Origin of the sequence: Luteimonas sp. MC1572 (assembly GCF_016615815.1) — a bacterium.
GTDB lineage: Bacteria > Pseudomonadota > Gammaproteobacteria > Xanthomonadales > Xanthomonadaceae > Luteimonas.
Window position 1 is genome coordinate 1,807,187 of the sequence record NZ_CP067112.1, and the last position, 11,799, is coordinate 1,818,985.

At 69.6% G+C, this 11,799-nt stretch carries 11 protein-coding genes and 1 pseudogene; 6 read left to right on the top strand and 6 right to left on the bottom strand.

What is annotated here, in order from left to right:
* Positions 1–81: 81 nt before the first annotated feature.
* A complete protein-coding gene (locus tag JGR64_RS08210) occupies positions 82–2,196 on the top strand; it encodes a hypothetical protein (RefSeq protein WP_199372883.1) in 2,115 nt (704 codons plus the stop codon).
* A gap of 16 nt (positions 2,197–2,212) precedes the next feature.
* On the opposite strand, the gene JGR64_RS08215 is transcribed toward JGR64_RS08210, so the two are convergent.
* Positions 2,213–3,112: a LysR family transcriptional regulator gene (locus JGR64_RS08215; protein WP_199372884.1), complete on the bottom strand. Its 900-nt coding sequence runs from the start codon at positions 3,110–3,112 to the stop codon at positions 2,213–2,215.
* 104 nt (positions 3,113–3,216) lie between these two features.
* On the opposite strand from JGR64_RS08215, the gene JGR64_RS08220 reads away from it, so the two are divergent.
* From JGR64_RS08220 to JGR64_RS08230, 3 genes are read left to right on the top strand one after another with little or no spacing between them, the layout of a single operon-like run.
* Positions 3,217–4,050 carry a class III extradiol ring-cleavage dioxygenase gene (locus JGR64_RS08220; RefSeq protein ID WP_199372885.1) on the top strand — a complete coding sequence of 278 codons (834 nt, stop codon included), beginning with the start codon at positions 3,217–3,219 and terminating at the stop codon, positions 4,048–4,050.
* Between the two features lie 29 nt (positions 4,051–4,079).
* Entirely contained in the window at positions 4,080–4,874 is a 795-nt protein-coding gene (locus JGR64_RS08225) for an SDR family oxidoreductase (RefSeq protein ID WP_199372886.1), read from the top strand.
* A gap of 41 nt (positions 4,875–4,915) precedes the next feature.
* Positions 4,916–5,860 carry an aldo/keto reductase gene (locus JGR64_RS08230; RefSeq protein ID WP_199373242.1) on the top strand — a complete coding sequence of 315 codons (945 nt, stop codon included), beginning with the start codon at positions 4,916–4,918 and terminating at the stop codon, positions 5,858–5,860.
* Positions 5,861–5,899: 39 nt separating this feature from the next.
* Here JGR64_RS08230 and JGR64_RS08235 read toward each other — a convergent pair whose 3' ends face one another.
* Positions 5,900–6,823 carry a M14 family metallocarboxypeptidase gene (locus JGR64_RS08235; protein WP_199372887.1) on the bottom strand — a complete coding sequence of 308 codons (924 nt, stop codon included), beginning with the start codon at positions 6,821–6,823 and terminating at the stop codon, positions 5,900–5,902.
* 126 nt (positions 6,824–6,949) lie between these two features.
* Between JGR64_RS08235 and JGR64_RS08240 the strand changes: the two genes are divergently transcribed.
* Positions 6,950–7,168, top strand: a complete 219-nt coding sequence (locus JGR64_RS08240; RefSeq protein WP_199372888.1) for a DUF6522 family protein — start codon at positions 6,950–6,952, stop codon at positions 7,166–7,168.
* Between the two features lies 1 nt (position 7,169).
* On the opposite strand, the gene JGR64_RS08245 is transcribed toward JGR64_RS08240, so the two are convergent.
* Positions 7,170–7,544, bottom strand: coding sequence for a YajD family HNH nuclease (locus JGR64_RS08245; protein ID WP_199372889.1), 375 nt, complete (start codon positions 7,542–7,544; stop codon positions 7,170–7,172).
* An 87-nt stretch (positions 7,545–7,631) separates the two neighbouring features.
* A complete protein-coding gene (locus JGR64_RS08250; RefSeq protein WP_199372890.1) occupies positions 7,632–8,963 on the bottom strand; it encodes an amidohydrolase in 1,332 nt (443 codons plus the stop codon).
* Positions 8,964–9,098: 135 nt separating this feature from the next.
* Here JGR64_RS08250 and JGR64_RS08255 point away from each other — a divergent pair.
* Positions 9,099–9,851, top strand: a pseudogene (locus JGR64_RS08255) (PQQ-dependent sugar dehydrogenase); the annotation flags it as partial.
* Positions 9,852–9,867: 16 nt separating this feature from the next.
* Here the strand turns inward: JGR64_RS08255 and JGR64_RS08260 are convergent.
* Both JGR64_RS08260 and JGR64_RS08265 read right to left on the bottom strand, forming a co-directional pair.
* Entirely contained in the window at positions 9,868–10,755 is an 888-nt protein-coding gene (locus tag JGR64_RS08260) for an acyltransferase (protein ID WP_199372891.1), read from the bottom strand.
* 129 nt (positions 10,756–10,884) lie between these two features.
* A complete protein-coding gene (locus tag JGR64_RS08265) occupies positions 10,885–11,790 on the bottom strand; it encodes a LysR family transcriptional regulator (RefSeq protein ID WP_199372892.1) in 906 nt (301 codons plus the stop codon).
* Between the last annotated feature and the right edge of the window lie 9 nt (positions 11,791–11,799).

Sequence of the window (11,799 nt, forward strand, 5' to 3'; positions counted from 1 at the left end):
GGTGACCTAGGGCGCGCCCGGGTGCCGCCAGCAAGAGGGAGTGGCTAACGTGACCGCACCGGTCACCTGCAAGGCACTCCCATGTCCGAGATCTACGGCATCAACGCGCAGACCTATCGCAGCCTGCCGCCGGAAGACCAGCAGGCGGTGCGCGCGAGCTTTGAAGAGACCCAGGCCGAACCCGAAGCGCCCGCCCCGGCCGCGGAAGCGCCCGAGGCACTGACGTTCGCCAACGCCGAAACGCCGGCACAGGCGGTCGACGCGATCCATTCGCTTCCGCTGCCCACCTCGGGCGACCTGCCGCGGGGGCTGCCGGATTCCGACCGCACCGACATCTTCAGCGCGCGCGTCGAAGGCTTCAACGAGCGCCGCGCGGCCCAGGCGCAGGCGGTGCTCGACCGCATGCAGCCGCAGCTGTCCGACTTCGCGTCGCTCAATGGCGCCACCGCGTCGATGGAGCATCGCGATGCGCTGAGCGGTTTCAACAACGATCCCTACGTGCAGGAGCTGCGCCGCGTCGTCGACGAGGCCACGACCTCGCCGCAGGTGCTGCCCGCCTACCTGGCGTCGGGTGGCGGCGTGGCGCAGGATGCGGCGCGGCTCGACCTCGGACAGGTGAGCGACGCGCTGGCGGTGCTCGGCGTGGAGCTTCCGGCCAATCCAACCGCCGGGCAGGTGCAGGCGGGCTACGACATCCTCGGCACCCTGCCCGACGGCGTGTTTGCCTGGGCCATCAACCCAGGCCAGCAGGTGCGCTTCGAGACGCCGCTGGCCGGCGTGGCCACCCTGCCCACGCCGGTGCGCGGCAGCGCCGACATCCGCGTCATCGGCGAGGTGGACATGTCCGGGGTGCAGACCGGCATGGACTTCGCGCAGACGCAGACCTTCGAGATGTCGGTGGAGCTGCAGTCGGCCGCCACCGCGGCGTTCGGCCGCACCCCGCTCAACCGCATGTACGAATGGGCCGGCAAGCTCGGCGCGCTGGCGCAGGGCGCGCAGGACATGGTCAACGGCTCTCCGCTGCTGCGCAACGTGGTGAAGGGCCTGCCGATCCCGGTGGCCGGCAGCTACAGCGAGTTCGCCGGCACCCGACTCACCTATGAAGCCGTGGTTTCGCCCGAACAGGGCACGCGCATCGCCGCCGGTGACCTGTCGGCCGCGCCGGACCCGCTCGACCCGATGGCGATGGACGTCGGCACGGGCGTGTTGATCCGCGGCCAGGCGCTTACCGGCAGCCAGTTCGAGGCCAACTACAAGGCGTTCCACCTCAGCGGCGAATCGCGCGACCTGCAGGGCCAGGGCTTCGGCGTGCAGCGCATCGACGCGCACACCGTGGAGGTGGTGGCGGGCGACATCGACACGGTCGAGAACGACATGTTCGCCGGCCTCGGCTACCGCGGCATGGCCTCGGTGGGCGTGAGCGTCGACAAGAGCCTCGAGGACCGCTCGATGTCGGTGGCGCGCATCGACCTGCGCACCGCCGAGGGCCAGGCCGCCTACCAGGCGTTCATCAGCACCGGCCAGGTGCCGGGCTGGTCGCCGCCGGGCGTGTCGCAGTCGGGCACCACGCAGGTCCTCAGCGGCGACCACAGCGCGCGCATCGGCGTGGAGCTCGGCGGCTTCAGCTGGGGCACCGAACTCAACAGCAGCGGCTTCAACCTGGTCGAGACCCGCTGGGCCGACGGCAGCGCCGAGTTCACCAATTCCGCGCAGATGGGCGACGACCACCATGCCCAGGTGAGCTGGTCCACCGATCCGTCCGGCGAGCGCGTGCCCGGAAGCCTGAACTATGGCCTGGTGCTCGCGAACTACGACGCGTCATCGGCGGGCTCGCTGCAGGACAGCTACCGGATCGATGCCGACAACCTGCAGGACGTGCAGCAGGCGCGCTTCGATGGCGACCAGCACGTGCGCCTGGAGTTCACCGAAAGCCAGCTGATGGCGCTGCGCGCCAATGCGCGCGAGTTCATGCAGGGCGACGACTACCGCAGCCAGCGGCTGGAAGCGCTGGAATCGCAGGACATGGGCGGCACCAACTTCATCGAGCGGCTGGCGCTGGCCGACACGCCCGACGCGGTATTCCAGGTCGTCGCCAACGACTTCCATGCCGCGGGCCTCGGCTTCGAACTGCTCGGGCTGACCCTCGATACCGGCGCGAACACGCCCGGCACCCTGACGGTACGGGACGCAGGCTGACTTCCCGCCAGACCCTTCAGCGCGGGGCCTGGGCGAACGCCTCGACCAGGTAGTCGATCATCACCCGCACCTTGGCCGGCGGGCGCCGGTCCGGCGGATACAGCACGTTGATGCCGCCAAGCTCGACGACAGGCCGGTCCAGTTCGAGCACTACGAGCTCGCCGCGCTCCAGCGCCGTGGCGACGATGAAATCCGGCTGGTAGATGATGCCCTGCCCGCCCACCGCCGCCGCCAGCAGCGCGTCGCCGTTGTTGGCCAGCAGGTCGCCCGACGCAGCCACGCGGAATTCGCCGCGTGCGCCGAACGCCCACTGCCTGCCGTCCTGCATGGCCGACAGCGTGTAGCTCAGGCAATTGTGCTGCGCCAGTTCCGCGACGCGACGCGGCACGCCGCGGCGATCGAGGTAGGCCGGAGCGGCGCAGACCCGCATCGCGCAACCGGCCAGGCGCCGCGCCTGCAGCGGACTGTCCGCGAGCCGGCCGATGCGGATCGCCAGGTCCCAGTTGTCGGCGATCACGTCGAGCTGCGCATCGCTCAGCCCGAGTTCGACCCGCACCTCGGGATGCAGCCGCGCGAACGCCGGCATCAGCGGCGCGATGAAGCGGCTGCCGAACGACAGCGGCACGTTCATGCGCAGCAGGCCGCTGGCCTTGACGCGTTGCGATGCGGCCTCGGCTTCGGCCTCGTCGATCTCGGCAAGGATGCGCTGGCAGGCCTCGAGGTAAGTGCTGCCCGCCTCGCTCAGCCCGAGGCGGCGCGTGGTGCGGTGGAACAGCTTGACGCCGAGCCGCGCCTCCAGCGCGTTGACATGCTTGGTTGCCATGGCGGCCGACATGCCCAGCTGGCGCCCCGCTGCGGACAGGCTGCCGGCGCTGGCGGCGCGGACGAACACCCGCATGCTGGTGATGCGATCCATTCCAGCTCCTACCCTTGGTATGAAGTCTTGGTCGATCCTAGCCTGTTCTCCACCATCAAGTCGCGACCCATACTGGCGTCATGACTCAGGCGAAGGTACCCACGATGACCACTGACAACCGCCCGGATGCCGGCAAGCACGCCCGGATGCCGGTGTTTTTCATTCCGCATGGCGCCGGCCCGTGCTTCTTCATGGACTGGAATCCGGCCGATACCTGGACGCGAATGGCCGCCTTCCTCAAGGGCGTGTCCGCGACGCTGCCGGCGCGGCCCAAGGCCATCGTGCTGGTTTCCGGCCACTGGCTGGAGCCGGGCTTCAGCGTCACCGGCAGCGCCCGCCCGCCGCTCATCTACGACTATTCCGGCTTTCCGCCGCACACCTACGAGCTGGCGTATCCCGCACCGGGCAGCCCCGCGCTGGCCGAACAGATCGCGCGGCTGCTTGGCCAGGACGGCGCCGCGGCGCGGGTGGACGGCGACCGCGGCTTCGACCACGGCGTGTTCATTCCGCTCAAGCTGATGTTTCCCGCGGCGGACATCCCGGTGATCCAGCTGTCGCTGCGCGCCGACCTGGATCCGCGCGCCCACCTCGAGGCGGGCCGCACGCTGGCGGCGCTCCGCGACGAAGGCGTGCTGATCATCGGCAGCGGCATGAGCTTCCACAACATGCGCGGCTATGGCGATCCGCGCTTCACGCCCATCTCCGCCGAATTCGACCACTGGCTGACCGCGGCGGTCGAACAGGCACCCGCGCAGCGCGACGCGCTGCTCGCCGACTGGACGCAGGCGCCGCACGCGCGGCTGTGCCATCCGCCCCGCGCCGAGGAGCACCTGCTTCCGCTGCTGGTTGCTGCCGGCGCGGCGGCCGGCTCCGAAGGCCGCAAGGTCTATTCGGAGACCGTCATGGCCACCACCATTTCCGCATTCCGCTTCGGCTGAGCATCGCCGCGGCACACGAGGAGCATGCAATGAAGATCGAACTTTCCGGCAAGTCAGCCATCGTCACCGGGTCCACCGGCGGCATCGGCCTGGCCATCGCCAGCGGCCTGGCGGGCGCCGGTGCGCGCGTCACCATCGTCGGCCGCACGCAGGCACGCGTGGATGACGCACTGGCCACGCTGCGCGCGCACGCCGGCGGTGCCGAAGTGAGCGGCGTTGTCGCCGACGTCGGCACGGCGGACGGCTGTGCGACGCTGATCGCCGCGCGGCCGGACGCCGACATCCTGGTCAACAACCTCGGCATCTATGGCGCGCAGGAATTCTTCGCCATCGACGACGCGCTGTGGAGCGAGTTCTTCGAAGTCAACGTGCTCAGCGGCGTGCGCCTGGCGCGCCATTACGCCGCCGGCATGCGCGACCGCGGCTGGGGGCGGATCCAGTTCATCTCCAGCGAGTCTGCGCTCAACATCCCCACCGAGATGGTGCATTACGGCGTGAGCAAGGCCGCGCTGCAGGGCCTGTCTCGCGGGCTGGCCAAGGTGCTGGCCGGCACCGGAGTCACCGTGAACACCATCCTGCCGGGGCCCACGCGCACCGAGGGCGCGATCGCGATGATGGCCGACCTGGCCGCCGAACGCGGCGTGCCGGCATCGGAGATGGAAGCGCTGTTCCTCGCCGAGAACCGCCCGTCCAGCCTGCTCAAGCGCTTCGCCACGCCCGAGGAAGTCGCCAACATGTGCGTCTACGCCGCGTCCGCGCAGGCCAGCGCCACCAGCGGCGCGGCGCTGCGGGTCGAAGGCGGCATCGTCGAAAGCATCGCCTGAGGCCGCCGCGCGCACCGCGACCAGACCCGTACAAGGAAACCATCATGCAAATGCGTCAACTGGGTCGTTCCGGCCTTGAAATCGCCCCGCTCGTGTTCGGCGGCAATGTCTTCGGCTGGACCGCCGACGAGCCGACGTCGTTCGCGCTGCTCGACCGCTTCGTCGAACGCGGCTTCAACGCCATCGACACCGCTGATGTCTATTCGTCCTGGGGCCCGGGCCTGACCGGCGGCGAATCGGAAACCGTGCTCGGCAACTGGCTGGCCCGGCGCGGGCGCCGCGACGACATCGTGCTGATGACCAAGGTCGGCAAGTGGGCGCCGCGCGAGGGACTGTCGGCGGCCAACATCGAGGGGGCCGTGGACGATTCGCTCCGGCGCCTGCGTACCGACTATCTCGACGTGTACTTCGCGCACATGGACGACGCGAACGTGCCGCTGGAAGAAACGCTGGGCGCGTTCGCCAGGCTGGTGCAGGCCGGCAAGGTGCGCGCCATCGGTGCCTCCAACTACAGCGCCGGGCGCCTGGCGCAGGCGCTGGCGGTTTCGGAGGCGCAGGGGCTGCCGCGCTACGAAGTGGTGCAGCCGAACTACAACCTCTACGACCGCAGCGACTTCGAGTCCGGGCTGGCCGGTCTGGCCACCGAGCACGCACTGGGCGTGGTGAGCTACTTCTCGCTGGCCAGCGGCTTCCTGACCGGCAAGTACCGCACTGTCGAGGATCTCCAGGGCAGCGCGCGGGCCGGGTTCCTGCAGGGCTATTTCGACGCGCGCGGCCTGAAGCTGCTGGACGTGCTGCGCGAAGTCGCCGGCGACCTGGGCGCCACGCCGGCACAGGTCGCGCTGGCCTGGGTGATGGGCCGCCCGGCCATCACCGCGCCCATCGCCAGCGCCACCAGCGTGGCGCAGCTCGACGAGTTGATGGGTGCCGCCACGCTGTGGCTGCCGGCCGATGCCATCGCCAAGCTGGACGCCGCCGGACGCTAGCCTGCCCCCGCGCCGTGCGCCCGGGGGCACGGCTCGCGGTCAGCCTGCGTGCGACAACGCGAATCCGATCGCCGCGCACACCGCCGCCACCTGGGCAGCGTTGCACTGCGCCGGCGTGGCGGTCGGGCTGTCGGGATAGACCTCGGTGGTCGTCGTATAGCGTGCGTCGGTGATGCCGGCGCACAGCCCCAGCGACGCGAGCGGGTAGCGGATGACACCGGGCGCCACCACCGGCGAGCCGATGATTTCCCCGTTGTCATCGGCGGGCGCGATATGGGTGACCTGCGCCACGGCATCGATCACCGCCTGCTGGAACGCCGGCTGCGGCTCCACGCTGTCGTCCACCAGGTAGAAACCGTCCGGGATACCGCCGGGTTCGAACGGCTTGCCGTCGCGGGCGGCCAGCGCTGGACGGAACTCGCTTTCGTCGCTGTCCGTGGTCTCGTGCAGGTCGATGTGCATCAGTACCCGGTCGCGCAGCGGCGCCAGCAGCGCGACCAGCGCCGCGGATTCCTGCGCCGGGCTGTCGACGCGGAATGAGCGATTGGGATCGATGGCATCGGCATTCCAGCGTTGCACGCGCTCGTAACCCCAGGGGCTGACGCACGGCACCACCAGCAGGTTGGCGCGGCCTGTGTAATCCGCGGCGCGTTGCTGCAGGAACTGCAGTGCGCCCTGCACGCCGCTGGTCTCGTAACCATGCACGCCGCCGGTGACCAGCATGACGGGCAGCGCCTCGTCCCAGTCGCGGCTGCGCACGGCGAACAGCGGATACCGGCCATCGGCCCGGTAGTCCAGGGTGCCGTACTGCTCCACGTCGAAGCGGTCGCGGAGGCGATCGATGGCGGTGGCCACGTCCCCGGCGTAGCTGCGCACGACCTGCTGTCGCTGGCGCCACGCGGCTTTTTCACGGTCGCCCCAGGGCTCGCCGGGAGTACCGATGGGATAGGGAGATGTGGTCATGAGCATGCATTCGGCTTGTGGACGGACATGCCGGCACCTTAGCAGCCGGTCGCCCCGGCCTGATCGTGGTCAAGGCGGATGCGCGCCACCTGCGCGAGACTGTACACCCCAAGCGAGTGACGGACCATGAGCCATCCATCCGTCGAGATCGATGCCGCGCTCGTTGCGCGTGAACTGGAGCTCGAGGTCGAGGCATTCCGCCAGCTCATGGCGGACGGGAAGATCTCGGTGCTGTGCGAGCGCGGCACCGGCGAGGACGCCGGGCTCTATCGCGCGAGTTTCTACCTTGGCACCCGGCGCGCGCGGCTGGTGGTCGACGCGGCCGGCCGACCGCGCCGCGGCTGATTCAACCGTCGCGCTTGAGCAGCGCCCCGAGGCCGGCGAACGGATTGGACGTGGCCGACGGCGGCGCATCTTCGGCCGACATCGCGCTGACGCCGGTGTGGTCGAGCTGGCGGGAGTGCTCGTTGTCGTGGCAGTACACGCACAGCAGCTCCCAGTTGCTGCCGTCGGCCGGGTTGTCGTCGTGGTTGTGGTTGCGGTGGTGCACGGTGAGTTCACGCAGGTTGGCGCGGGTGAACTCGCGCGCGCAGCGCCCGCAGATCCACGGGTACATCTTCAGCGCGCGCTCGCGGTAGCCCTGGTCGCGCTGCTCTGCGCTGCGTCGGGCGTCGGCCACGATGCGGTCGAGCCTGGCCTCGTCGGGTACGCGTGTCGACATCTCGGTTTCCGTGGCGGGTGCGGCAAAAGGGTAGCACCGTGCCGCGCATCCGGCTGCCGCACGGGGCGGCAGCCGGTGCGACATGCCTCAGCTGTCGCTGCCGAGGAAATCCGCGGCCATCATGGCCATCGCCCGCGCGCCCACTTCCAGCGCAGCTTCGTCCACGGTGAACCGCGGGTTGTGGTTGGGCGCCGCCGTGGCCGGGTCCTGCCCCTCGGGCGTCACGCCCAGGAACATGTAGAGGCCGGGCGCCTGCTGCGAGAAGAACGAGAAGTCCTCGGCGGCGCCGGGGAGCTCGGCCGTCGCCACGTTGCCGTCGGCGGCGCGTTCCAGCACCGGGGTCATCTGTTCCACGAGATCCGCGTTGTTGAAGATCGAGCTGTACATCGGCTCGATCGAGACATCGGCCGTGGCGCCGGCGCCTTCGGCGATCTTTTCCGCACTGCGCCTGAGGTCGTCGCCCACCTGGGCGCGAACGCCTTCGTCATAGGTGCGGATGGTGCCGGTCATCGCCACGCTGTCCGGCACGATGTTCGGACCGGTGCCGCCGTTGATGGTGCCGATGGTCACCACGGTCGGCGACCGCGCCAGGTTGGCCTTGCGGCTCACGACCGTCTGCACGCCGCCGATCACCTGCGCGGACGCCACCACCGGGTCGACCGTGTTCCAGGGCATGCCGCCGTGGCCCTGGCTGCCGGTCACGGTGATGTTGAGCATGTCGCTCGCCGCGGTGGTGGCGCCGCTGCGCCAGCTCAGCTGGCCCGCCGGGCCCGGCATGACGTGCACGGCGAACACCGCATCGGGCTTCAGCGTGTCGAACACGCCTTCTTCCAGCATCCGCCTGGCGCCCCAGCTCGCACCCGGGCCGGGCATCACCAGGCTGGACCCTTCCTCTGCCGGCTGGAAGACGAACATCACCGCGCCTTCCAGTTCGTCCTTCATGCCCGCCAGCACCTCGGCCGCGGCCATCAGCATCGCGGTGTGCGCATCGTGGCCGCAGGCATGCATCACGCCGACCTCGGTGCCGTGATAGATGCCGCGTGCCTTCGACGCGAACGGCAGGCCCGCGGGCTCCGTGACCGGCAGTGCGTCCATGTCGGCGCGCAGCGCGACGGTGCGTCCCGGCTTGCCGCCCTTGAGCACGCCCACGACGCCGGTCCCGGCGATGCCGGTCTGCACGTCCATGCCGAGGCGCGTCAGATGATCGGCAACGAGGCCGGCGGTGCGTGTTTCCTGCTCGCCAAGTTCGGGATGCTGGTGGATATCGCGCCGCCACTCGACCAGCTGCGGCTGGATGGCGGCCGTGTCTTCGCGGATGCGCTGCTCCAGCGACGATGCAGGCGCCTGGGCACTGGCATTGGCGCTGAAGCAGAGCGCGGTGGCAAGGACGCAGGGATAGAGGGGTCTACGCAATGACATGGTGGGCAAGTACCTCTTCAAACTGGGGATCGGTCGCTCTCCCGACGACGGCAAGCCAGGTCCGACCCCCGTATCGCGCGGGAGTTCACCCGCTTTTCACCACATCGCGCGCAAAGCATTCATCCTTTCCAACCACTGGACGACAGCGGCGGCGGTGCGTTGCAGGACGTGGAGACGATCTGGCGCCAGTCGCCGAAGAAGAGCGGCGACGGCCACTTCGGCTACCGCATTGCCTTCGATGCAGGCGGCAAGCTGTGGATCAGCTCCAGCGAGCGCAAGGAGTTCGATCCCGCGCAGGACATGGGCACCAATCTCGGCAAGATCGTGCGCCTCGACGACGACGGCAGCGTGCCTACCGACAACCCCTTCGCCCGCCAGGGCGGCGTGGCCGCGCAGGCCTGGACGCTCGGCCATCGCAACATCCTCGGCCTGGCATTCGACGGCAGCGGCCAGCTGTGGGCGCACGAGATGGGGCCGATGGGCGGCGACGAGCTCAACCGCATCGAGAAGGGTGCCAACTACGGCTACCCGCTGGTGTCCAACGGCGACCATTACGACGGCAAGCCGATCCCCGATCACGCCACGCGCCCCGAATTCCGCGCGCCGGTGATCACCTGGACGCCGGTGATCTCGCCGGCCGGCTTCATCATCTACAGCGGCGACATGTTCCCGGCCTGGAAGGGCAACGGGTTCATCGGCGGCCTGTCGTCGATGTCGCTGGTGCGCGTTGAATTCAACGGCGAGACCGCGCGCGAAGCGCAGCGATTCGACATGAGGCGGCGCATCCGCGAGGTCGAACAGGGCCCGGATGGCGGCATCTGGCTGCTCGAGGACGGTACCCGCAAGGGCAAGGGCGCGCTGCTGAAGCTGACTTCGACGCGGCGGTGAGGCAGCGCGGCATGGGTCAGCCGCCCTGCTCTCCCAGCATCCGTCCCATGTCGGCATCCTTCTCGTCCCACAGTCCGTTCATCCATTGCTGGAAACGGGCACGCACGGCGCGGTCATCGCGCGAGCCGCCGCCGGACAGGCCGGCGGGGATCTCGCGCTGTCGCACCAGCACGTTGATCGCGGGGACGCGTCCGCCCATCAGGTCCACCAGCGTCGGGCGACCGCCGGGATAGGCGATGGTCACGTCGAGCACGGCATGCAGCCCCTCACCCATGGCGTCGATCACGTACGACACGCCACCGGACTTCGGCTTCAGCAGGTGCCGGTACGGCGAGGCCTGCGCGGCATGTTTTTCAGGCGTGAAACGCGTGCCTTCCACGAAGTTCATCACCGCCACCGGGATGTCGCGGAACTTCTCGCAGGCGCGTCGCGCCGCTTCCATGTCGCGCCGCCCCAGCTCGGGGTTCTTCGCGATCTGGCGGCGCGTGTAGCGGCCCATGAACGGGAAATCCAGCGCCCACCACGCCAGGCCCAGCACCGGCACCCAGAACAGCTGGCGCTTGAGGAAGAAGCGCAGCAGCGGGATGCGCCGGTTGAACACCTTCTGCAGCACCACGATGTCCACCCAGCTCTGGTGGTTGGCCAGCACCAGGTAATGCCCGTCCACCTGCAGCTTCGCGTCCACCACCACATCGAAGCGGGTGCCGCTGAAACGCTCGACCAGCGCCGAGTTCACCGCGATCCAGCTTTCCGCCGCACCGGTCAGCAGCGGGTTGCAGGCCAGCCGCACGCGCTTGAACGGCAGCAGCGCCTTGAACACCCCCACCGCCAGCAGCGGGGTCGCATGCACCACGGTGTTCAGCGCGACCAGCACGAACACCACGGTGGCGCGCAGCCACGCCATCAGCGGCCCTGCCCGTGGACGAAGGCGCGCGGATCGGAGTCGGCGTGGGCGGACGGCATGTGCATGGCGGACTCGATCACGGAGGGATTCGAAGGCGGAAAGGGCGGAATGATACGCAAGGCGGCCACGTCACCGCTCCCAGGGCGGGGTTCCGCCAAGGTGCTCGGCCAGGAAGTCGACGAACGCACGCACCCGCGGCGGCACCAGCCTGCGCTGCGGCATCACTGCATGGATCCCGGTGTCGGCCAGCGGAAAACCGGGCAACACCACTTGGAGGCGGCCTTCCCGCAGGTCGTCGTGCACGTGCCAGGTGGAGTGCCGCGCGATGCCCAGCCCGGCCAGCGCGGCATCGCGCAGCAATTCGCCTTCACTGGCTTCGATCCGCCCGCGCACGCGCACCACTTCGGTGGCCGCGCCTTCGCCAAACTGCCAGCTGTCCTGGCGGCCCTCGCGCCCCACCAGCAGCAGGCACTGGTGACTGGCAAGGTCGCCCGGCAACTGCGGAACACCGGCGCGACGCAGGTAATCGGGCGATGCGCACAGCACGCGCCGGTTGCCCGCGAGCCGGCGTGCGACGAGGCTGGAATCGTCAAGTTCGCCGATTCGGATACCGAGATCGAATCCTGCGCTCACCAGGTCCTGGCGCTGGTCGTTGAGGTCCACGCTGACCCGCACCGCCGGATGCAGCGCCAGGAAGCGCGGCAGCAGCGGCGAGATGTACAGGCGGCCGAACGTCGACGACATGGTCACCCTTAGCGTGCCCGCCACGCCGGACCCGGCCTGGCGCAAGCCGGCGGTGACGGCCTCCAGGTCTTCCACCAGCGCGCGGCCCTCGCTGGCCAGCTGCAGTCCCTCCGGCGTCGCATGCAGGCGCCGCGTGGTCCGGTGCAGCAGCCGCACGCCCAGGTGCGCCTCGAGCCGTTTCAGGCGCTGGCTGGCCACGGCCACCGACAGGTCCAGGCTGCGCGCCGCCGCGCTGATGGAGCCGAGGTCGAGCACGCGCAGGAACAGGGCGATATCGTCGAGTCGCTCCATTATCAAACT